This window comes from Micromonospora sp. NPDC048986, assembly GCF_040649335.1.
In the GTDB taxonomy this organism is placed as follows: Bacteria; Actinomycetota; Actinomycetes; order Mycobacteriales; family Micromonosporaceae; genus Micromonospora; species Micromonospora alfalfae.
This window is the reverse complement of record NZ_JBEZFJ010000016.1, coordinates 135070-156431: the sequence shown is the minus strand read 5'-3', so window position 1 is coordinate 156431 and position 21362 is coordinate 135070. Positions and strand designations below refer to the sequence as shown.

Annotated in this window: 17 protein-coding genes, 5 tRNA genes and 1 pseudogene; 11 read left to right on the top strand and 12 right to left on the bottom strand. The window is 73.4% G+C overall.

Going from position 1 to position 21362, the window contains the following annotated elements; all coding sequences use genetic code 11:
* Positions 1 to 8: 8 nt before the first annotated feature.
* Positions 9 to 677: a 50S ribosomal protein L11 methyltransferase gene (locus AB0B94_RS28220; protein WP_357287043.1), complete on the bottom strand. Its 669-nt coding sequence runs from the start codon at positions 675 to 677 to the stop codon at positions 9 to 11.
* Between the two features lie 150 nt (positions 678 to 827).
* Between AB0B94_RS28220 and AB0B94_RS28215 the strand changes: the two genes are divergently transcribed.
* Entirely contained in the window at positions 828 to 1721 is an 894-nt protein-coding gene (locus AB0B94_RS28215; RefSeq protein WP_357287040.1) for a hypothetical protein, read from the top strand.
* 43 nt (positions 1722 to 1764) lie between these two features.
* Here the strand turns inward: AB0B94_RS28215 and AB0B94_RS28210 are convergent, their stop codons facing one another.
* The 3 genes from AB0B94_RS28210 to AB0B94_RS28200 form a co-directional block, all read right to left on the bottom strand.
* Positions 1765 to 4695: a M36 family metallopeptidase gene (locus tag AB0B94_RS28210; protein ID WP_357287037.1), complete on the bottom strand. Its 2931-nt coding sequence runs from the start codon at positions 4693 to 4695 to the stop codon at positions 1765 to 1767.
* 140 nt (positions 4696 to 4835) lie between these two features.
* Positions 4836 to 5417 (bottom strand): TIGR03086 family metal-binding protein, encoded by a 582-nt coding sequence (locus AB0B94_RS28205; protein ID WP_357287033.1) that lies wholly within the window; start codon positions 5415 to 5417, stop codon positions 4836 to 4838.
* Positions 5418 to 5499: 82 nt separating this feature from the next.
* Positions 5500 to 6102, bottom strand: a complete 603-nt coding sequence (locus tag AB0B94_RS28200) for a TetR/AcrR family transcriptional regulator (protein WP_357182490.1) — start codon at positions 6100 to 6102, stop codon at positions 5500 to 5502.
* Positions 6103 to 6489: 387 nt separating this feature from the next.
* Between AB0B94_RS28200 and AB0B94_RS28195 the strand changes: the two genes are divergently transcribed.
* From AB0B94_RS28195 to AB0B94_RS28185, 3 genes are all read left to right on the top strand, one after another.
* Positions 6490 to 6562: transfer RNA gene (locus AB0B94_RS28195), tRNA-Gly, on the top strand.
* Between the two features lie 34 nt (positions 6563 to 6596).
* Positions 6597 to 6667, top strand: a tRNA-Cys gene (locus AB0B94_RS28190).
* A gap of 13 nt (positions 6668 to 6680) precedes the next feature.
* Positions 6681 to 6755, top strand: a tRNA-Val gene (locus AB0B94_RS28185).
* 13 nt (positions 6756 to 6768) lie between these two features.
* Here AB0B94_RS28185 and AB0B94_RS28180 read toward each other — a convergent pair.
* Together AB0B94_RS28180 and AB0B94_RS28175 are read right to left on the bottom strand one after the other, a co-directional pair.
* Positions 6769 to 7288: pseudogene (locus AB0B94_RS28180) on the bottom strand (winged helix-turn-helix domain-containing protein).
* Positions 7289 to 7446: 158 nt separating this feature from the next.
* Positions 7447 to 8181 carry a GNAT family N-acetyltransferase gene (locus AB0B94_RS28175; RefSeq protein WP_357287028.1) on the bottom strand — a complete coding sequence of 245 codons (735 nt, stop codon included), beginning with the start codon at positions 8179 to 8181 and terminating at the stop codon, positions 7447 to 7449.
* A 116-nt stretch (positions 8182 to 8297) separates the two neighbouring features.
* On the opposite strand from AB0B94_RS28175, the gene AB0B94_RS28170 reads away from it, so the two are divergent.
* Positions 8298 to 8879 (top strand): helix-turn-helix domain-containing protein, encoded by a 582-nt coding sequence (locus AB0B94_RS28170; RefSeq protein WP_357287023.1) that lies wholly within the window; start codon positions 8298 to 8300, stop codon positions 8877 to 8879.
* A 175-nt stretch (positions 8880 to 9054) separates the two neighbouring features.
* Here AB0B94_RS28170 and AB0B94_RS28165 read toward each other — a convergent pair whose 3' ends face one another.
* Entirely contained in the window at positions 9055 to 9297 is a 243-nt protein-coding gene (locus tag AB0B94_RS28165; RefSeq protein WP_091400768.1) for a DUF6458 family protein, read from the bottom strand.
* Positions 9298 to 9444: 147 nt separating this feature from the next.
* On the opposite strand from AB0B94_RS28165, the gene AB0B94_RS28160 reads away from it, so the two are divergent.
* Together AB0B94_RS28160 and AB0B94_RS28155 are read left to right on the top strand one after the other, a co-directional pair.
* Positions 9445 to 9517 (top strand) — tRNA-Gly (locus AB0B94_RS28160).
* Between the two features lie 26 nt (positions 9518 to 9543).
* Positions 9544 to 9618, top strand: a tRNA-Val gene (locus AB0B94_RS28155).
* A gap of 84 nt (positions 9619 to 9702) precedes the next feature.
* On the opposite strand, the gene AB0B94_RS28150 is transcribed toward AB0B94_RS28155, so the two are convergent.
* The 4 genes from AB0B94_RS28150 to AB0B94_RS28135 are packed head-to-tail and all read right to left on the bottom strand — an operon-like array spanning position 9703 to position 17282.
* Complete coding sequence (locus tag AB0B94_RS28150; protein WP_357287020.1) at positions 9703 to 12462, bottom strand: FtsX-like permease family protein; 2760 nt, start codon at positions 12460 to 12462, stop codon at positions 9703 to 9705.
* Complete coding sequence (locus tag AB0B94_RS28145; protein ID WP_357287017.1) at positions 12459 to 15623, bottom strand: permease; 3165 nt, start codon at positions 15621 to 15623, stop codon at positions 12459 to 12461. Before AB0B94_RS28145 ends, AB0B94_RS28150 begins: the two co-directional genes overlap by 4 nt.
* Positions 15624 to 15630: 7 nt before the next feature.
* Positions 15631 to 16353 carry an ABC transporter ATP-binding protein gene (locus AB0B94_RS28140; protein ID WP_357287014.1) on the bottom strand — a complete coding sequence of 241 codons (723 nt, stop codon included), beginning with the start codon at positions 16351 to 16353 and terminating at the stop codon, positions 15631 to 15633.
* A complete protein-coding gene (locus tag AB0B94_RS28135) occupies positions 16350 to 17282 on the bottom strand; it encodes an ABC transporter ATP-binding protein (protein ID WP_357287010.1) in 933 nt (310 codons plus the stop codon). The genes AB0B94_RS28140 and AB0B94_RS28135 overlap by 4 nt, the downstream gene beginning before the upstream one ends.
* 198 nt (positions 17283 to 17480) lie before the next feature.
* On the opposite strand from AB0B94_RS28135, the gene AB0B94_RS28130 reads away from it, so the two are divergent.
* From AB0B94_RS28130 to AB0B94_RS28120, 3 genes are all read left to right on the top strand, one after another.
* On the top strand, positions 17481 to 17999 hold the full coding sequence (locus AB0B94_RS28130) for a sigma-70 family RNA polymerase sigma factor (protein ID WP_357287006.1): 519 nt from the start codon (positions 17481 to 17483) through the stop codon (positions 17997 to 17999).
* The gene (locus AB0B94_RS28125; protein ID WP_357287003.1) at positions 17996 to 18463 is read left to right on the top strand and encodes a hypothetical protein; all 468 of its coding nucleotides are present in this window, start codon (positions 17996 to 17998) and stop codon (positions 18461 to 18463) included. The genes AB0B94_RS28130 and AB0B94_RS28125 overlap by 4 nt, the downstream gene beginning before the upstream one ends.
* 76 nt (positions 18464 to 18539) lie before the next feature.
* Positions 18540 to 19532 carry a reductase gene (locus tag AB0B94_RS28120; RefSeq protein WP_357287000.1) on the top strand — a complete coding sequence of 331 codons (993 nt, stop codon included), beginning with the start codon at positions 18540 to 18542 and terminating at the stop codon, positions 19530 to 19532.
* Positions 19533 to 19548: 16 nt separating this feature from the next.
* On the opposite strand, the gene AB0B94_RS28115 is transcribed toward AB0B94_RS28120, so the two are convergent.
* A complete protein-coding gene (locus tag AB0B94_RS28115; protein ID WP_357286997.1) occupies positions 19549 to 20523 on the bottom strand; it encodes a nitroreductase in 975 nt (324 codons plus the stop codon).
* 194 nt (positions 20524 to 20717) lie between these two features.
* Between AB0B94_RS28115 and AB0B94_RS28110 the strand changes: the two genes are divergently transcribed.
* Complete coding sequence (locus tag AB0B94_RS28110) at positions 20718 to 21356, top strand: response regulator transcription factor (RefSeq protein ID WP_357286992.1); 639 nt, start codon at positions 20718 to 20720, stop codon at positions 21354 to 21356.
* Positions 21357 to 21362: the final 6 nt, after the last annotated feature.

Below are 21362 nucleotides of genomic sequence, written 5' to 3'. Positions count from 1 at the left end.
CGGACACGCTAGCCGGAGGCCCCCGGCAGCCCGGCCCGCAGTCGCCAGACGGTGGTGCGCTTCACCCGCACACTCTCCAGTGCCTCCGGCACCGGCACGTCGTATTCGGCCACCTCGTCGAAGCGGTCCCGGGGCAGGAACGCCCGGCCGGGGTCACCGACCAGCGCCGGCGCGCCGGCCCGGGCGGCGCGCAGCAGGAACCGCAGGACCCGGCGGGCCATCGCCTCGCTGTAGAAGACGTCTCCGGCGAGCACCACCTCGGCATCCCCGGCGTCGCCGTCGAGGATGTCGCCGAACTCGGCGTCGACGCGTACCCCGTTGGCCTCGGCGTTGAGCGCGACGGCCGCCACCGCCAGCTCGTCAACCTCGACGGCCCGCACGGACGCCGCGCCGGCGCGGGCGGCGGCGATGGCCACCAGGCCGGAGCCGGAGGCGAGGTCGAGCACCCGCCGGCCGGCGACCAGCTCCGGGTGGTCGGTCACGTAGCGGGCGAGGGCCTGCCCGCCGGCCCAGGCGAACGCCCAGAACGGCGGCGGCCGGTCGGTGGAGAACTCGCCCTCGGTCAGCTCCCACAGGCCGATCGGCTCGTCAGCCTGGTGCAGCCGCACCTCGGGAACGAAGGCGACCGGGGCCAGCGAGGCGTGCAGCCGGACGAACGTGCTGGAGAGCTCGGACACGGGGTGATTCTCCCAGCGTCCCGACTCCCGGCGTGTCGCGGGGGAGTGGTGACCGGTTCACCACTGTCGGTGAAAACCCACCCTGTCCTTGCCGTCCGGTGCGAACACACCCGTCTGGTCGCTGCGGTCTCCCGCTTCTAGCGTTGCGTGGTGGAGGCGACCGAGCGGAGGACGGCGGTGGTGACGGTGTGGCGGTATGCGCTGAGGGCAGGGGTGGTGCTGGCCTGTCTGAGCGGGGTGGAGCTGGCGGCGGCCGCCCCGGCACAGGCGGCCTTCACCACCGAGATGAGCGGCCTGCCGGGACGGTTCACCGCCGGTGAGCAGGTGCGGACGATCTCCGCCGTGGTCTCCCAGACGGACCGGCGCGCCAGGTGCGCGAAGGTGCGCTGGTCGATGGTGCTCAGCGTGCAGGGGGGCCTCCGGCTCGACCAGGTGAAGATGGACCGGGTGGAGGAGACCGGCGACTTTCCGCTGGAGATCCGCACCGAGGGTGACGTGGCCCGGTTGACCGACCGGCAGCTCGACCCGGGCACGCTCTGCCCGGGCCGCACCGTCACGGCCCGCTACCGGGTGGCCTTCGACGAGGACGTCACCCAGGGGCGGGTCACCCTCGCGGCCGAGGCGTACGACGCCAACCTGCGCCTGCTGGCCCGGCAGACCGCCACCCGCAGCGTGGTGGGGGTGCGCGGCACGTCGACCAGTACGCCGAAGCCGACGGCGACCCCACCGGAGCCCACCGAACCCGCGAGCGAGCCGGCCGAGGGCGAGAGCGCGGCGACCGAGGAGCCGGTCGCGGAGTACCCGGCCGAGGCCGCGCCACCGGCGGCCAACCGCCCGGTCTCGCAGTCCGGGGCGTTCGGCGTGGTGCAGGTCGCCTTCCTGCTCGGCGGGCTGCTGCTCTTCCTCGGGGTGGGGCTGCTGCTGCGGCTGCGGCACCTGACCCGGGCCACGGCCGGGGACGCCGACGCGGGCGACGACCCCCCGGTGGACCGACGTTGGGAACGCCCGGCCGTCGTGGATCCCTGGCGTCGAGCGCACCGCTGATCGAGGGCAGTGGGGCCGGCGGATGTCCGCCGGCCCCACTGTGTCACTTCGAGAACGCCTGGAACTCGGCGATCCTGACCTGGCTCCGGGCCGGGCTGGCGGTCGCGCAGTCCGTGGTGGTGGCCGGGTCGTCGTCCTGCTCGCCCGCGTAGTGCGGGCCGCCGGTGCACTGGCTCGCCAGCACCTCGAGGCGCAGGTGGGTGGCGATTGTGGTGGGCACCGCGAACGTCCGGAGGTTGATGTCGCGGCTGTAGGCCCGATACGCCCCGCCGGGGAACGCGTCCCCGGCGCTGGTGTAGATGCGCTGCCAACGCGTCGGATCCGCGCAGTCGGTGGTCGTCGCGTTGCAGGCGGACACCGCGAACGAGCGCAGGGCACTGAGCGCGTTCTGGGCGCCGGTGTCGGCGTCGCCGGTGATAGCCGGGCGCAGCATCGCGCTGACGTTCACCCGCTTGACCGTCTGCGGGGCGTCGCCCGGCAGCGCCACGGTGATCCGCCGGCCGGCGACCCCGTCCACCGACGCCCAGTTCGTCGCCTCGGTGTCGTCGACGACCCGGTCCAGGTTGACCCCGTCGCCGGTGACTGTGGCGCCGGACGCGGCGGAGGCGAGGTTGCGGCTCATCCGCAGGTCGACGTACCCGTCCTGACCGGCCTTGGCCACCACGTTGAGCCGCTGGTGCCCGAACCCGGGGGCCACCGCGAGCAGGTCGTACGTGCCGGCCACCATCTCCACGGTGTCCGGGATCGGCGTCGTCGGGTCGGTGTCGGCCACCGGCACGGCCCGCGCCTCGTACGCCCCCACGTACACCCGGATCGGCGCTTCGGCGCTGTCCCCGCGCGGTCGCAGGGTGAGCGTCGCGTTGCCTCCGCGCGGCGAGGCGAAACTCGGCGTCGGGTCGGTGTCGCCGGCACCGTTGGTGGCCGCGTCCCGGCCCATCCCGGAGCGCGCGAACTCGGCCCAGATCAGGTCCTGGTTCGCGCCGCCGAAGCGGAGCAGGTCGGCGGTGAGCATGTTGTCGCGCATGTCGAGCATGCTGACCTGGCTGGCGGCCTGGAGCAGGAACGAGTCGAAGACGAGCTGCGACCAGCGTCGGTTGCCCGGGCACTGATCCGCCGCGACCTTCCCCAGTGCGCAGTCGAGCTGTCGTTGCGGGGTACCGAGGCCGTACCGCTTCACCAGGGCGGAGCGGACCCGGAAGTTGGTCGCGCCCCAGATCTCGCCGTCGGCGTGCACCGCCGGGCCGGCCGTGTTGTAGCCGATGTCGGAGTAGTTGAGCGGGCTGCGGCTCAGGTCGTAGTTGCGGATGCCGCTGACCAGGTTGCCGGTGACGTAGCCGCCGGTGATGAAGGGCGTCTCGCCGGGCGCGCGCAGCCCGTGTTGGAAGAGGTACTCGGCGGCGAGCAGGTCCCCCCAGGACTCACCCATCGACCCGCCCTGGTGGCCGCTGATGCCGCTGTCCGGGCCGGCGATCATCCGGTTGGTGATCGCGTGGGTGTACTCGTGACCGATCACCGTCATGTCGTAGTCGCCGTCCACGCACGGCGGGTACGGCCCGCCGGCCTGCGGCTGCCAGAGGTACATGTTTGTGGTCGGCGGCAGCCCGTCGCGCGGGGTGCCCTGGTTGGCGTTGTTGCGGTTGCCGGACAACGCGCCCTGCTGGGCACGCCCCTGCTCGGCGTCGCCGCCCAGGCCGGACGGGGTGAGGTTGACCGCCTGGAGGTTCCACGCCGACTCGGTGAAGCCCAACTGGTACGACCAGTCGTGCATCCGGTTGTGCATGGCGAAGAGGTTGGCGATCGACGCGTCCGCGTCGTTGCGCTGTGCGGAGGTGAACACCCCCGGGTTGCACCGGGCCTGGTGCCACTGGTCGGTGAAGGGGTACTCGTAGCGGCGTTCCGGGCTGGTGGGGGCCGGCACGACCGGGGTGTTGGCACCCCAGGACAACACGGTGTTGGCCGAGTTGCCGCGCGAGGTGAAGGTCGGTGTGCCGGTGGCCGCGTCGACGTCCCACGGTTGGCCGGTGGCCGGGTCGCGGAAGGCGGCCTGGCAGCCGGGGGCGGGGTCGCCGCACCAGCGCACCCGGGGGTCCTGCCCGGGGCCGAGGTCGCGGGGCGGGGTGGCCGGGAAGACCGCCCAGCTCGGGTTGTCGGAGTCGAAGTCGACGAGGTCCTCGCGGACCAGCACCTGCCCGGTGCCGCCGTCCACGTAGCTGGTGAACGCGGCAGGGTGCTCGGTGTCCGCGCCGATCATGGTCACCTCGTAGGCGGCCCGTGGCCCGTCCAGCGGGGTGGGCACCGCCACCGACCGGATGGTGTGGCTGGCCACCGCGTCGGCGGTCAGTTTGGCGTCGGCGAGCGCGGCGGCGTACGCCTGCTCGGCGGTGCGGGTGGCCGGTGCTGGCGTGCCGGTGTTGCGGGCCAGCGAGGAGCTGACCGAGAGCACCGCGCCGTCGGCGACCGCGAGGGTGACGAGGCCGTCCGGCCCGGCGGGGAGGTCGCCGAAGCGTTGCCGGAGGGTGACCACTGTGCCGCTGCCGATCGGTCGGACCAGCACCTGTTCCATGCTGGCCACCGTGGCGGCGTCCATGCCGAACAGGTCGTGGTTGGCGCTCAGGTAGGCGCGGGCGGCAGCCTCCGGGTCGGCGGGCAGCCCGCTGGCCAGCGGGCTGCGGCCGGGGCCGAGCGCCTGTGGGGTGCCGAGCCGGTTCCACCGGACGTCGGGGTCGACGGCGCGGGCAAGGCCGCGTTGGCGGGCGTCGGGTGCCGCCGTACCGGCGCGGTTGTCGGCATCGGCGGGCGTGTGTCCCTCGGCGAACGGCCCGGACCGGCGCTCGGCGGACGTCGCGCCGCCGGTGGGGGCCGCGGTGCTCGCGCCGGTGGGGAGCAGCGCGGCGACCGTCGCCGTCGTCGCCAGGATGGCGATGAGCCGGCGTCGACGCCGGCTCATCGGGGGTGACCACTCCGGTTGTGGCACGGGACCTCCTCGTGGGAGCGGGATGGCCGGCGTGTCGCCGGCCACAGATGCGCGGTGACGCATGCGCATCTGTGGATATCAGTCTCCCGAGGTCACGGCAAGGTCCCGAGCCGCTGTCGCACCAACAGATCGAGATCTGGTCAGGCGCCCGGCGCCCAGTCGGGGTCGCGGCCGAACGCGGCCAGCAGGTGGTCCTGCTCGTCGGCGTCGTCGGGCACCTGGACGCCGGTGTGGACCAGATTGTTGCGCCGGTAGGCGTCGATCTGGCCGGCGAACCAGTGGGCGGCGGCGTGCACCGCGTCCGGGTCGAGCCGTGGCTGTGCGCCGATCGCCACCGCCACGTCCCAGCCGTGCACGAGGTGCTCGGCGAGGAGTTGCTGGAGGTACTCGGTGGCCGGGGTGTCGCCGCCGGAGAGGTGCACTGTGCGATCGATGGTGCCGGGGTGGGTGGCGGCGACCTCGGCCTGCGCGGCGGCCTCCCGGGCCGTCGCGATCGGGTCGGCGCCGAGTTGGTCACCGTCGAGCCGGTCGCCGACCTCGTCGATGGTCCGGCCGGCGAGCAGCGGAACGCTCCACCGGTCCTCGGTCACCACGTGGTTGACGAGCGTGCGGACGTCCCAGTCCGAGCAGGGTGTCGGGTCGGACCACTGGCCGGGCTCGATCTGATCCACCCGGTCGATGAACTCGGCCAGGCTTCGGCGGTACGCCTCCAGGAGGTCCATGCTGCCGATTGTTCCGGTCGACGGGGCGGACTGTGTCCGTTTTGCCCGGCCCGGTGCGGGGGATCGGTGCTGGCTGCCCCGCTCAGTCCAGGTCGGCCGGGTCCAGGCCGAGCTCTCGGGAGGTGACCAGCCGGACCCACTCGCCGAACTGGCGGCGGGAGATCACCCGGTCGTGCACGGCGAGTTGGACGGCGAGGCCGTCCATCACCGCGCTGATCCGCCAGGCGGCCCCGTCGGCGTCGGCGCACTGGAAGGTGCCGTCGGCCACCCCGGCGGTGATCACCGCGGCCAGGTCCTGTCGCCAGCGCAGGTCGAGCCGCCGGGAGACCTTCTCCAGTTCGGGGGTACGCAGCGACTCGGACCAGCCGTCGATCCACATGGACCAGGAGGTCGCCCGCCCGGCCGGGGTGTAGAGCTTGAGGATCCGGCGGAGTTTGGTCAGCGGTGCGGCCGAGGAGCGGGTCACGGCGTCCAGGCGGGCCAGATCCTGCTCGACCGCGTACGCGAAGGCCTGCGCGAGCAGCCGCTCCTTGGTGGCGAAGTGGTAGAACACCAACGCCTGACTCACGCCCGCGGCATTCGCCACGTCCGCCGTCCGGGTGTTGGCCAGACCGCGCTCCACGATCACGTCGCAGGCGGTGCGCAGCAGGGCATCCAGGCGGATCTCGGCCGCACGTCTCGTCACGACCGTTACCGTAGCCCATCCGACTGAACACGAACAGTTACCACCGCGCGCCGATCCACGCGGTGACAGTCGGAAGCCGGACACTTCTTCCGGGTGCCGTCGATCGTTCCACGGAGGGCGTTCGTCGAGGTCCGCTGCGCGCTGTCGGGGCATGGGGGCGTCGATGGCCGGGCCTGCGACGTGATGATGACGATCATTGCGTAGTGATGTCGGAGGGTGACGGGCGGTGCGCGAACCGGACACCAGGTCAGCTACCTAGGAAGCCTGCCGATCGTGGCTCCGGTCCAGCCCCGGCCACCCCTGACGCGCCGAGCCGACCCCGAGTTGGCAGTCAAACACCTACTCGGCTAAAGTTCTCATCCGTCACCCGGGAACGTCCGGGGGCGTGCGGACGTAGCGCAGCTGGTAGCGCATCACCTTGCCAAGGTGAGGGTCGCGGGTTCGAATCCCGTCGTCCGCTCGGAGCTGCCGCCACGCATGACGGGGGCAACCTCGGTGGGGTGGCCGAGAGGCGAGGCAACGGCCTGCAAAGCCGTGTACGCGGGTTCAAATCCCGTCCCCACCTCGGCAACAAGCACGGGCGATTGGCGCAGTGGGAGCGCGCTTCCTTGACACGGAAGAGGTCACTGGTTCAAACCCAGTATCGCCCACCACGAGAACGGCTCGTCACCGCAAGACCCGGTGACGAGCCGTTTCGCTTGTGCCGCCACTGTCGTCAGTCGACGCTGAGCCGGTAGCCGATGCCCCGCACCGTGTGCACGCGCAGGGTGTCGTCGACGGCGTCCAGCTTGCGACGTAACCGCTTCACGGCCGAGTGCAGGATCGACGTGTCGCCGAGGAACGCGCAGCCCCAGACCGATTCGAAGAGCCGTTGGTACGTCCAGACTCCCACCGGTGCGGTGGCGAGTTGGGTGAGCAGGTTGCGCTCCAGCCGGGTCAGGGCCAGCGGTTCGCCGCGCCACGTCACCCGATGGTCGAGCGGGTCGATGGTGAGCGCACCGAGGTTGATCTGGCCGGCCACGCCGACGGCTGCGCCCGGAGCGGGGGCGGACGCGGCGGTGGGCAGCCGCGTCGGAGCGCTGATGACCGGCCCGCCGATCATCGCCTGCAACTCCGCGAGGTCGGTGCAGATCACCAGGGTGCCGAGTCCGTCCAGGCGCCGCACCATCCGCTCGCGCACCGACACGTCGGCGGTCACGCAGAACACGAGGGACACATCGTCGATCACTGTCGTACCTCCCCAGGCGCCAGTAAAAGACAACGCTGTCCGAACCCCGTAGTCAATGGTTTCCGGCGGGCGGCCACCCGTGATCCACCGCGGCTCGCCGGGCCGTGCGCTCGCTCTCAGAAGGTCAACAGGCGGAACTCGCCCACCGGCCGGAAGCCGAGGCCGCGGTAGACCGACTCACCGACGGCCGACGAGGTGAGGGCGGCGGTGCGGGCACCCCGCTCGGCGGCCAGATCGAGCGCCGCCCTGGTCATCGCCGCGCCGATGCCCCTGCGGCGCTGCTCGGGCTGGGTGCCGACGAAGTAGAGGGTGACCAGACCGTGGCTGATCCAGGCGACGGCCGTCGCGACCACCCGGTCGTCATCGAGGCGGCCGGCCAGCCGGAGCACAGTGCCGTCGCCGCTGAACGCCTTCTCCCGTTCGATCGTCGCCGCCACACCGTGCGCCGGGATTCCGGACACCCGGGCATAGGCCGGGACGAACGTGGCGAGGTCGGTCGTCTCGGCGATCCGCACACCGGCCGGATTCGGCACCTCGGCCACCGCCCCGATCCCCACGGTCATGATCGGCATGCGGGCGACCTGCGCCGCTCCGAGGGCGACCAGACCGTCAGCGGTGCCGGCGTCGCTGTCCGGGCCAACCCACCAGATGCGGGGTACGCCGCGCAGGCGCTCGCGGGCCTCGCCGAGCGCGTCCTGCGGTGTGCGCCCGACCACCCGCAGCACGCCGTTGAGGGGTGCGTGCGGCACGTCACTGCGGTAGGTCGGCAGGTCCGGCCCGCCGGCGACACCGATGTTCCAACCGAGCAGATACGCCCGGTGCGCGGCCAGCACCACGTCGAGAGGCTCCATGATCTGGATCGTAACGCGGGGGTCGGCACGCTCTCGGCCAGCGGAAACGGCTCGGATAGGTGGCTGTGACCGGCGGTACTTTGTCGATCGTTCCAGATAGCGGATAGCGTTCAGCCATGGCCCGCACCCGCGAGTTCGACCTCGACGCCGCTGTCGACGCTGCCATGGACGTGTTCCGGAGCAAGGGCTACGAGGGCACCTCCATGCGCGACCTCTCCGAGGCGACCGGCCTGGGCAGCGGCTCGATCTACGCGGCGTTCGGCAGCAAGGACGGCCTCTACCTGGCGGTGCTCGACCTGTACCGGCAGCGTTACGCCACACCGATGGTCGATCTGCTGCGCTCGGGCAACGACGCGCGGGCGGTCATCCGTGAGGTGTTCGTCGGTGCCGTGGACGACATCACCGGCGACGGCCGGCACCTCTCCTGCCTCATCGTCGGGGCGTCGATGGAACGGGCGCACCAGGATGTGCGGGTCGCCGAGCGGCTTCGCTCGACCACCCAGTCCCTGGAGTTGGCGCTCTACGACCTGCTCGCCGAGGCGCAGCTGCGGGGTCAGATCACCACCGACCGCAGCGCCACCGACCTGGCCGGCTTCCTGGTCACCAGCCTTCAGGGCCTGCGGGTGATGGGTGCCATCAACCCGGATCGGGCGGCGCTGACGCGTTACGCGGAGGTCGCGCTCACCTGCCTGGACTGACGTGCCCCGTGCGTTCCCGCGGCGATCGCTAGCAGTTCGGCGACTCGACACGCCGAACGCATCCCTCCGGGGTTGCCACCGGTCGCGTTGCTGACGGGCCGGCCGCCTTCGGTGAAGGTGGCCGGCCCGCGATCACTGTGGTCTGGCGGCTCCGCCAGCGGTGGAGCTGGCCGGATCACAGCGGCGGCGCGATGTCCCGCCGCTCCTCGACCTGGCGATACTCCACCGGCTGCTCGGTGGTGGTGACGACCTGGCGGCGGCGACCCCAGATCAGCGTGGTCATGATCAGGCCGAGCACGCCGGCGCCCATCAGGATCCAGCCGACCACGTCGAGGTTGATGCCGCCGACGCTCGCGTCCAGTGCGAAGGTGAGGATCGCGCCGAGCGCGATCAGGAAGATGCTGGTGCCGATACCCACGACAGCCTCCTTAAGGGGGTGTGGTGCGCTGTCGAGCCCTTCAGTACCCCGGCCGGGACCAGCGCAACCGCGACCGGCCAGGGTGCCGTGCCAAGCGATCTTGGCATCGGGTAGAGTTCACCTGTCGCCGGCGCTTGCCGGGGACGTGCGGACGTAGCGCAGCTGGTAGCGCATCACCTTGCCAAGGTGAGGGTCGCGGGTTCGAATCCCGTCGTCCGCTCGCGATGCGCCCCACGGGGCCGCCACGGGCGATTGGCGCAGTGGGAGCGCGCTTCCTTGACACGGAAGAGGTCACTGGTTCAAACCCAGTATCGCCCACCATCCATACAAGCGGATCGGACGACCCGTTACCGGATATCCGGTAACGGGTCTCGTCGTTTCTGCTCCCCGCGCACAGACCAACTGTCACTCGCCGGCGCGGAGCACCTCGCTCAGCCGGTCGCGTCGCCGCAGCGCCGACTCCACAGGTACGACAGCGGCGGCCGTAGCCAGCAGCGCCACGCTCACCAGGCCCAGCAGCCACCACGGCAGGACCGCCGTCGGATCGGCGGCCTGACCGGTGAGCAGCCACAGGTCGAGCGGGCCGAGCGTCAGGCGTGCGAGCAGGGCCCCGAGTAGCGGGCCGCACACCGCGGTGACCACCACCGGCGGCAGCAGCTCTCCGGCGGCGACCCAGCGGGCGTCGCGTGGCCGCAGGCCGAGGGTCCGCAGTCGGGTCAGGGTCTGCCACCGCTGCGGGGCGCCGGCGGCGGCGGCGAGCATGAGGCCGAGCAACCCCAGCGCCAGCAGCACCGGGGCGGCCGTCCACGCCAGCCGTACCAGCCCTGCCGTCAGCGGAGCCACCCGCTGCGCCCGCAGGACGTCCGCACGCAGCACGACCTCGGAGGTCACTCCGGTGTTCGACACGGCCCGGCCCGCTCCGGGGCCGGTCACCCAGACGGTGTTCGGGACGGCGGGCAGCCCGGCGTCGGCGAGGGCCGCGGCGTCCACGATGACGACGTCGGTGGCGCCGCCGACGGAGGGAGCGGCACCGACGGCGGTGAGCCGGATCGCCGGGGCCCCGTCCCGGGGTAGCTGCAGCCGCGTGCCGGTCCGCAGATCGCCGTCACTCGAACGGACCAGCGCCGGGACCTCCCCGGGGCCAGGACCGGGTGCCGTGAGCCGGGCCAACGCCGGCGCGTCGGGCAGCGGAGTGGTGGCCAGCAGGCGCTGGAACGCCGCGGTGTCCACGATGACCAGGCGTGGGGTGAGCAGCGTCGATTCGCTGAAGACGCGTGCCGAGTCGGTCACCTGCGCGACGACGACCTGCCCCACCCCCGGTGCGGCGGCGATGCGCTCGGCGAGTGCGGGCGTGGCGGCCTCGGCGTCGGCGCCGACGTCGAGGCGGGCGTCGGCGCCGACGGTGCTCCACGCGCCGTCGGTGAGGCCCCGGGTGACGGTGGCGCCGAGGATGAGCGCGAACGACGCGAGCGTCGTGGTGCTGACCAGAACCAGCAGCGGCAGCGCACGCCCGGCCGTTGTGGCCGCCTGGGCGGCACTGAACACGGCCAGCGGGCGGCGCGAGCGCAGGGCCCCTCGGAGCGCGAACCGCGCCCCGAGGGGCAGTAGCCGGAGCAGGACGAGCGCGCCGACGAGCGCGCCCAGAGCGAGGGCGCTGATCGGCAGGATGAGGTCGCCGGTCAGCTCACCGTTGTCACCGTCGGAGGCGACGGGCAGGAGCCCACGCTGGTGCAGTGTGACGAAGGCGGCCACCGCGGCGATCAGGACAGCCGCCTCCACCGCGGTGCGGCGCAACTCACCGGTGGCCCGGATCCAGCGCCGAGCGGCCCGGTTGGCGGGTTGGCGTCGGTCACGGCTGGCACGGGCGGCGGCGAGGGTGCCGAACGCCGGGCCGGCGAGGGCCCCGGCCAGGACCACGGGAACCGCCCAGGTCCAGGAGACGCCCGGGGCGGCCGCGCGCGCGAGCGCGAGCCCGACGGCGGCGGCCGACACCGACACCACAGTGGACTCGATGATCAGTTCCACGCCGAGGTCGGGTAGCGCCGCCCCACGCTGCCGAGCGACACTCAGCACCGGGGTACGGCGGCGGACCAGCAGGTTGGCGGCGAGCAGCAGGACCAGCACCGTGGCGGTCAGGACCCCGGCGAGCAGGACGGCGGCCTGTGTGGAGGCGGCGCTGTTGCGGGTACGGGCGTCGCGCAGGGCGGTATCGAGCTGCGATTCCCACTTCAGGGACTGGTCGCGGTCGCTCGACGAGCCCGAGGTCGCCTTGAGCTTGACCACCTGGCCGGCGAGCGCCGCTGCGGCGTCCCAGGTGAGCGCGTCGGGAACGGGGGCGAAATGGACGGTGCGTCGCAGCTGGTCCTCGTCGACGGCGAGCCGGGCGTCCGGTAACGACTCGCGCGACAGCAAGCCGGCGAACCGGGTGGTCCCCGGGCCGTCGGCGCCGGGCACCGGGCGCAGCAGCGCCGCGGCGAGCCGCCAGGCCGGGTCGGCGCTGTCAGTGGGTCGGTAGATCCCGCTGATCCGGACGTCCTTGTCGCGACCCTGGCCGTCCCTCACCGGGATCCGATCGCCGGGGCCGAGGTCGAGTGCGGCGGCGTCCGCCTCGGAGAGGCCGACCTGCACCGGCCAGGGCGGTCCGCCGTAGGGGACCTCGACGTACTCGTCGGAGACGGTGGGGCCGGGCGGGCTGCCGGCGATCCAGGTCACGTCCGGGCCGTCGAGGTCCCCGGCCAGGTAGGTGAACTGGAAGGTACGCGGCGCGTTGCCGTCGGTGATGGCGAGGATCGGGCCGTTGACGGCGGTGACCGGCGGGAGCAGCGCGGCGTCCAGGTCGGGCCCGAGGGCCGATGTCGCCCGGTCGCGGAAGTTGCCGAGGTCCTCGGCGAGGTGGGGCATCCGGACCCGCCCGCCGGTCGGCCCGTCGTCGCGTTCCCAGTTCGCGTGGACGAGGACGTTCGAGTCCTGGCCGGCGCGGCGGACCGTGTCCCGCACGGCGTCGTCGGCGGCGGCGCGGAGCAGTGCCGGCGCTGCTCCGGCGAGCAGCGCGACGGCCGCGATGACGGCGGCGGTGAGCAGCAGCGGTCCGACGTCGGCACGGCCACGGCCACGGACACTGGGCCAGTGCGGCGTCGGCCACCGGCGGTTCAGCCACCGCTTCACGGCGCCACCCGCAGGTGCGTGGCGTCGGCCCGGCGGACCTGGACGGTGACCACGACGGCGACCGCCAGCATGCATCCGGCCAGCAGTACGGCGAGCAGTGCGGCCTCGGCTGGCCACGGCCAGTGTGGCTGGGTGGCCGGGACGGGCGCGGCACCGGTTTCGGAGCGCACGAGCAGGGGAGCGACGACGCGGGTGGCGAGCGCGCCGACGGCCGCGCCTGCCGCGAGCACCGGCAGCAGGACCCCGGCGTGCTGGCCGAGCAGCACGGCCCGGATGCCGCGTCGGGACATCCCCAGGCCGCGCAGCCGCGTCACCTCGACGGCGCGGACCTGGAGATCACAGGTGACGTGCAGGACGACGCCGGCCAGCAGCAGCAGGGCCGCGGCCGGGACGATGAGGCGCAGCGCGGCCGGCAGCCCGGCGAGCAACGGGCCGCCGATGAGGCGGGTGGTCTCCGCCTCGCGGGTCACCACGGCGCCCAGGTGCAGGGCGGTGGCCCGCTCGGCGGCAGCGGGGCCGGCCGGGTGGCCGACCCACCAGGCGTCGACCGGGAATGTCAGGTCGCCGGTGACGGCACGTGCGCGGGACAGCGTGTCCAGGTCGGCCAGGACGGCGACGGCGCCGGGGGCGGACGGTACGGTCGGCACGACCTCGGTGACGACGACCGGGACGGGCGTGATGCCGACGGTGACGCTGAGCTGGCTGCCGCTCTCGACACCGACCTCGCTGGCGAAGCGGGCGGAGACGGCGACGGGCACCGGGCCGGGGTCCGGGAAGGCGGTGGCGACGAGGGTCCGGGCGGCGTCCTCGACGCCGCCGAGGTCGACGGTCGCGGCCATCCGCAACGTGGTTCCCGTCGGGGTGGCGGACACCATGACGGTCGGGTCTCTCAACCTGCTCGGAATCGGCGGCGCGGAGGTGGCTGTCCAACCCGATCCGTCGGTGGGGTCCTGCGCCGATCCGGCGGGCGGCACTGTGAGTGTGACGGCTACGGCGACGGGTCCGCCGCCCGCGTCGGCGGCGACCGGCAGGGCGACAGCGACGAGGCGCAGCCCGTCAGCCGTCGCGCAGGCGGGCAGCTGAAACTCCCTGCCGTCGAGCGGTACGGCGGGACCGGTGCAGGCCGTGCGTAGGCCGGTGGCGTCCTGCAGCATCAGCCGGGGCGTCACGACGGGCGGGGTGTCACCGGCGGCGGTCCCGCTCAGTACGAGCGGGGCGCCAGCCGGAACGGCGAGGCCGGTGACCCGGGTGCGTGGTGCCAGCGTGGCACCCACGTCGGCCCATCCTCGGTCGTTGTCCAGCCGCCCGCGCAGCAGCGCGTCGGCGCGGGTGGTGTCGACGGCGACCAGGCGCGGCGCGTCACCGGCGCTGCCGAGCCACTGACCGACGGCGGTGCCACGGTCGAGGGCCGGGCTCACCGCACCCGCGGTGGCCGCGCTGAGGATCGCCCCGTCGCCGGCCACCGGCGCCGTGCTGAGGGTGAGTGCCAGGTCGGTGCCGACGGCGAGCGCTGCCTGGTCGCGCTGCGACTGGTGCCACGTGTCGTCGAAGGCGAGGCCGAAGGTCCCGGCCGCGCAGGCCAGCCCGACGAGCAGCCCGGCGGCGACCGCCTGTGGCCGGCGGGCGGCCTCGGCGACCGCCAGCGGAAACGCCAGCCCGCGGGCGCGGTACGCCAGCCGGTCGGCGCCGCGCAGGGCGGGTAGTACCACCCGGAGCGCCAAGGCGGCACCCGCGGTGAGCAGCAGCGCCGGCGCGAGCATCCGGACCGCGTCGGCGCGTGGGCTGGCGTCGGTGGGCTGCGCGTACAGCTGCCACCATGCGGCGGCGGCGAAGACCGCGAGCATCAGGTCGGCACCGGATCGGGCCAGCAGTTCGCGGCGGGTGCGCTGGTCGCCGGCTGCCGCGACGGGCCGGATCGCCAGGACGATGAGGACAGCGGCGAGCACCAGCGCACCGCCGACCACAGCGACGACCTGGGCGCCGACGACGGCCGGTCGGACGGTCAGGCCGGCGCCGTCCAGCGGCGGCAGGTGGGTCAGGCCGGCGTGCAGGGCCGACGAGGCCGGTATCGCGAGCGCGGCGGCGACGGCGGCGACGAACCCGGCTTCGAACGTCGCGGTGGCGGCGAGTTGGCGACGGCTGGCGCCCAGGGCCGACCGCAGGGCGCTCTCGTCGGCGCGTATGCCAGTGGTCAGCCGGCCGGCGAGGACGAGTGCCGTCGCGGCCAGGACACCGCCGAGGACGGCGATGGCGAGCACGGCGGCGGCGGTGACGTGCCGTTGGTCGTCGGCGGACCGCAGGGTCGCCGGCAGTTCGGAGGCGACACGGGCGAGTTGAACGCGGTCGCCGAGGGTGCCGGCCAGCCGGCGGTCGGCACCGTCGACGGCCGCAACCACTGTCTCCAGGTCGTGGCGGTTGCTGTGGGACAGGTCCGGATGGGCGGTGACCTCCATCCGGTCGACTGTGGCACCGGTGGTGACCAGGTCGGCGAGGTCGACGAGGAAAGGGCCGTAGGCGTTGACCGGCTGCATGAAGCGGCCGTCCCGGTAGCCGGCGGCGGAGCCGGCCGTGGCCAGCGGGTCGCGGTCCCAGCCGCGCGCCGGCAGCGGGCGTACGACACCGACGACGAGCACGTCGATGGGTGGGACGGGCGCGTGAGCCAGTTCGGCGCCGAGGCGCACCCGGCGACCGGGGGTGAGGCCGAGCAGTTGTGCTGTGGACTCCAGCAGCACCGCGTCGCCGGGGTGCTGTGGCCAACGTCCGGTGACCAGCTCGCTGCGGGCCGGCAGGTCGTCCAGCCCCGACAGGTACGCCTGGGCCGGGACTGTGGTGCCAGGGGCGAGCCCGGGCGGCAGCGCCCGCAGCACCGTCGACGCCCGCGCGGTTGTTGTCACCGGGAACGGTGCGAGAGTGGAGGCCACCACCGTGCGGGTGTCGGCGGCGACGGACGGCGTGTCCCGACCCTCGACGGTGCCGGTGTAGACGGTCACGTCGACGGCGGACGGGGCGGCGCGGGCCACGGCGACCTCCAGCGCGCGCTCGGCGGTGCGGGTGACCAACAGGGTGCAGGTACCCAGCACCGTCGCGCCGATCGTGACGACCCCGAGGAGGGCCACCAGCAACGGCCACTGCGCGCGGGCCCGGCGGCTGACCAGCCTCATCGTCGCGTCACCGGGCGTTCGGCACTGGCGCGTACGGCTGCCCGGCCGCCTGTTCGTCGAGGTGTCCGTCGTGGATGCGGATCACCCGGTCGGCCAGGGCCATCATCACCGCGTCGTGCGTCGACACCAGCACGGTGACGCCCTCGGATTCCACTATCCCGCGCAGCAGGGCCATCACCGACAGGCCGGTCTCGGCGTCCAGTTGCCCGGTGGGCTCGTCGGCGAGCAGAAGCTGGGGCGAGGCGGCCAGCGCGCGGGCGATCGCCACCCGCTGCTGCTGGCCGCCGGACAGCTCGGCCGGGCGCTGCCGGGCGTGGTCGGCCAGACCGATCAGCTCCAGCAGCAACTCGACCCGCCGCTCGCGCTCGGTCGGGGCGACGCGGGCCATCCGCAGCGGGGCGGCGACGTTCTCCGCGGCCGACAGCACCGGAATCAACCCGAAGCTCTGGAAGACGTACGACACCTTCTCGCGGCGCAGCCGGGACAGGCCGTCCTCGTCGAGGGCGGTGACGTCGGTGCCGTCGACGTGCACGCTGCCGGCGTCCGGACGGTCCAGGCCGCCGATGACGTTGAGCAGGGTGGTCTTGCCCGAGCCGGACCGGCCGACGAGCGCCACCATCGATCCGGCGGCCACGTCGAACGACACGCCGTTCAGTGCGTGTACGACTGTCGGCCCGGTGCGGAAGCGCCGGTGTACGCCGCGCACGCTCAGCATCGGCTGGCTGCTCATTCGCCGCTTCCCGAGTCGGGGTGGATCGTGATGTGGTCGGGTTCCAGGGCCAGCCGGACCCGTCGGGTCAGCGCCAGCGCCTGGCGGAACTCGCGGGGCACCTGGACCCGCCCGGCCCGGTCCATCACCGCGTACTCCTCGGCGATCATGTGGGTGTCGCCCTCCGCGTCGGTGGTGCTGCGGCGCAGCACCTCGCTGCTGGTGCGCCCATCCCGGATCGCGACGGTCCGTTCGACCTGGCCGCTGACCTCCGGATCGTGGGTCACCACCACCACCGTCACGCCGTAGCGCCGGTTGACGTCCCGCAGCACGCCGAAGACCTCAGCGGACGTGGCGGCGTCCAGCTCGCCGGTCGGCTCGTCGGCGAGCAGGACCTGCGGCTGGTTGGCCAGCGCGACAGCGATCGCGACCCGCATCTGCTGCCCGCCGGAGAGTTGCCCGGGGCGGCGGTCGGCGCAGTCGGCGACACCGAGGCTGTCCAGTAGTTCGGCGGCGCGCTCCCGGCGTTCCTGCTTCCCGGTACGGGCAGCCGTCATCGGCAGGTCCACCATCTCCCGCGCGGTCAGGTAAGGGATCAGGTTGCTCGCCGTCTGCTGCCGTACGAACCCGACGGTGTGCCGCCGGTAGGCCACCCGGTCCGCGCGGGACATCGTCAGCAGGTTCCACCTGTCGACCCGGACCCGCCCGGCGGTGGGCGCGTCGATGCCGGCCAGGATGGAGAGCAGTGTCGACTTGCCCGACCCGGAGGCACCGACGACGGCGACCAGCTCACCGCGCTCCACGGCCAGGTCCAGGCCCTGAAGTGCCTGCACCTCGATCGAACCGGTCTGGTAGATCCGCACCAGGTTCTCGCAGACGATGAGCGCGTCCCGGCCGAACTCGGGCGCCCGCGCGGATGGCTGCGGCAGGGACAGCGGTGTGCTGGACATGCCCTTCTCCGTTCGGGTCGCGTTACCAAATGCGTCAAGCGCCTCGATTGCGCGCGCTGACGCAGATTGAAGCAGTTTCGCAATCGGCGGCTCTGTTGACCATGCCCCGGGCGACTTTTCTGCGTTCTGGGCGAGCGTCCGCAGCAGGTCGTGAACCTACCGGGCGCCCACACCGACTGAACAGGCGAAGGAGGGCCGATGAGCGATGAGTTGCTGGTGGTCCGCTGCCAGTTGGGTGAGCGGGAGGCGTTCGCCGAGCTGGTGCAGGGCTGGCATCCGGCGGTCGAGCGGTACGTCGGGCGGATGCTCGGCGGGTCCGACGACGATGTGGTGCAGGAGGTCTGGCTGGCGGTCGTGAAAGGGTTGCCGAGGCTGCGGCAGCCGGACCGGTTCGCCCCGTGGCTGTTCGCCATTGCCCGCCGGGCCGTGATGAACCGGCTGCGGGACGCGTACGCCCGCCCGGAGCCCGAACCGTTCGACGACCTGCCCGGTGACGACGAGGCGGAGGGTGTCGTCAACCGGGAAACGCTCGCCGGCGCGCTGGCGGCGCTTGCGGCCCCGGAACGGGAGGTGCTCCTGCTGTTCTACCTGGAGGATCTGCCGCTGGACGCCTGCGCGCAGATCTGCGCCGTGCCCGTCGGCACCATCAAGTCGCGGCTCAACCGGGCCCGCAGGTTGTTACGCCACGAGCTGGTACGGAAGGGGTACGAAGCATGACTCCGGAAGAGGTGTTGGCGCGACTGGACGCGCCGTTGTCGCTGCGCAAGCGGGTCGGCTACCTGGCCGTGGCCTTCGCCGGTCTCACCGGGAGCGCCCTGATCGGCCTGCTCTGGGTCACCGAGCCCGGGTTGCCGACGCGTACGAACGTGGCCTTCGCCGTCCTGGTGGCGATCGGTCTGTGTTGGGCGGCGTTCGGTGGCTGGGCGGTGACCCGACGGACTCCGCTGTTCGCCCGGGATCGGGTGGTCGCCGGCTGGCTCGGCGTCGGCGCGTGGCTGGTGTTCAGCGTCGGCGCGCTGATCATCAGCCTGGTGCGGCAGGAGTTCGAGCCGCTGCTGCTGGGGGTGGTGCTCGTGCTCGGCGTGGTGGCGGCCGTGCACCTGCGGGCGGCCCGCCAGGCGAGGGCGGCGCTGCTGCGCCGCAGGAACGTGCTGGCCGGGACGGCGACGGGCGGCGAATGACAGTTCTGCCACGGGCAGATCCGCTGCCGGTGAACACCGGTGCCCTTTGCCGGTCGGTGCCGGCACAGTGGAGCGCATGAGACTGCTGGTGCTGGGCGGTACGGGCTTCGTGGGCGGCGCCACTGTCACCGAGGCGGTGCGCCGCGGCTGGTCGGTGACGGTGTTCAACCGGGGGCTGCACGGCAGCGTGCCGCCCGGCGTACACCGGTTGCGGGGTGACCGCACCGCGCCGGGCGGCCTGGGCGCGCTGGCCGGCGGTGAGTGGGACGTCGCGGTGGACACCTGGGACGGCGCGCCGCGGGCCGCCAGGGACGCCGCCCGCGCCCTGGTCGACGCGGTGGGTCATTACGTGTACGTGTCCAGCGGCTCGGTCTACACCGACCATGCCGTGGCGGGGTTGCCGGAGGACTCCCCGGTGGTGGACGCCGACGCGGGTTCCGTCGACGGCGACTACCCGCAGCTCAAGGCAGGTGCCGAGCGCGCCGTGCGGGAGGTTTTCGGTCAGCGTGCGTTGGTCGCCCGGGCCGGTCTGATCCTGGGTCCGGGCGAGGACATCGGCCGGCTGCCCTGGTGGCTACGGCGCATCGAGCGGGGCGGGGACGTGCTCGCCCCCGCGCCGGCCGACCTGCCCGTGCAGTACGTCGACGTCCGTGACCTGGCGGGATGGATGCTGGACGCGGGCGCCCGGAAGGTGGGCGGCACGTTCAACGCGGTCGGTCCTCCGGCACGGACCACGATGGGCGAGCTGCTCGACGCGTGCGTGGCCACCGTCGGCTCGGACGCGAGGCTGCGCTGGACCGATCCGGCGTCGATTCTCGCCGCCGGGGTGCAGCCGTGGAGCGACCTGCCGATCTGGCTGCCGCGCGGGCACCCGTACCGGGGGTTGCTGGAGCAGGACGTGACCCGGGCCCTCGCGGCCGGGTTGACCTGCCGGCCGGTGGCCGAGACAGTCGGCGACACCTGGCGCTGGCTGCGCGAGGTCGGTGCGGTTCCGCCGCGCGCCGGGCGACCGCGACGCGGCTCGATCGGGCTGGACCCGGCAGTGGAGGCCGCCGTGCTCGCCGCCTGACAGTGGTCCCGGCGGGTCAGGCGGGCACCACCGGCAGGTCCAGCACCTCGTCGACGCCACGTCGGGGGGTTGGTCGACCCGGCTGACCGTACCCGATCCGCAGCACCATCTGCGGTGTGCCGAACCGGCCCAGGGACAGCCGCAGTTGCTCTCGCGCCGTGGGCACCTCGATCGGCTGGGAGAGCATCGACACGCTGAGTCCGGCGTCGCTGGCGGTGAGCAGCAGGCGTTGCAGGGCCTGCCCGGCGACAACCTGGTCCACTGCGGTGTTGCCCACCGAGCCCAGCACCCCCACCAGGGGTTCCGGTTCGAAATCCCGCCCGGGGGCGCGGTCGCGCCCACCGTAGCCGCGCGCCGGGAGGACGTCCTGCGGCTCGCCCCGCGGACCTCCGGCCGAGGCGGGCACGCCGTCCGGGGTGGGCCCCCGGCGCAGCCACCGTTCCCGTTCGGCCCGGTACGCGGGGTCGCGCTCCAGCACCCGGTGCGCGCTGCGCGCGATCTCCCCGAACGCGCAGACCGCGCTCACCCCGATCAACAGCTCCAACCAGCACTGCTCGGCACGGGCCGCCTCGCCGAGGCGCCACCGGGCGTCGGCCGGCACCGGATCCGGCCAGAACGGCAGCCGGTTGCTGAACCGGTGCGGGATGGCCGCGTACAGGCTCTGCTCGGCGGGGGTGGGCCGGCGTGGAAGGTCCGGCACCAGCCGGGCCAGCAGGTCCGGCTCGGCCGGGTCGGGGCGCAGCCGCACCCGGGCCGGGACGCCGGCCACGGCCAGGGCGATCCGCAGGTTGAACAACGCGGCGCCGCAGGCGATCCGGAGACCCCACCCGCTCGGGTCGGTCGCCGGCAGCCGGCGGGTGGGGTCGGCCAGCACCTCGATGCCGCCGTCGCGCAGCCGGAGCCGCCACGGCTGGGTGTTGTGCAACGACGGTGCCCGGACCGCGTCCACGGCGGCGGCCCGCAACTGGGCTGCGGTGTAGCCGATGTCCATGTCGGTGCTCCTCTCCCGCTGGGCCGGCGGCGGGTGGTGCCGCGCTGGCCGGCGTACCTTCACGGTCCATCGTTGGGTCGTCGCCGAGCAGGGCCGGACGTCCCGACCCATCGGGTCCGAGCGCCCGCTCGCCGCGCGCCGATCGGGACCTTCGGCCCGTGCGGTGGGCCACGGGCAGCCTGTAGAAACGAGAGATGATCCGTGTGTTCCTCCTCGACGACCATGAGGTCGTCCGCCGTGGCCTGGCCGACCTGTTGCAGAGCGGCGGCGACATCGAGGTGGTCGGCGAGTCCGGTTCGGCGCAGGAGGCTGCCCGCCGCATCCCGGCGTTGCGGCCCGACGTGGCGATCCTCGACGCACGGCTGCCCGACGGCAACGGCATCGACGTGTGCCGTGACGTCCGCGCCGTCGACTCGTCCATCAAGGGACTGATCCTCACCTCCTACGAGGACGACGAGGCGCTGTTCGCAGCGATCATGGCGGGTGCCGCCGGGTACGTGCTCAAGCAGATCCGTGGCACCGACCTGGTCGACGCGGTGCGCCGCGTCGCGGCCGGGCAGTCGCTGCTCGACCCGGCGATCACCGCCCGGGTGCTGGAGCGCGTTCGCAACGGCGTCGAGCAGCCGCGTGAGCTGAGGTCACTCACCGAGCAGGAGCGGCGGATCCTGGAGTACGTGGCCGAGGGGCTGACCAACCGGGAGATCGCCGGGCGGATGTTCCTGGCCGAGAAGACTGTGAAGAACTACGTCTCCAGCGTGCTGGCCAAGCTGGGCCTGGAGCGCCGCACGCAGGCCGCCGTGCTGGCCACGCGTCTGCTCGGCAAGACGCCCTGACCGGGG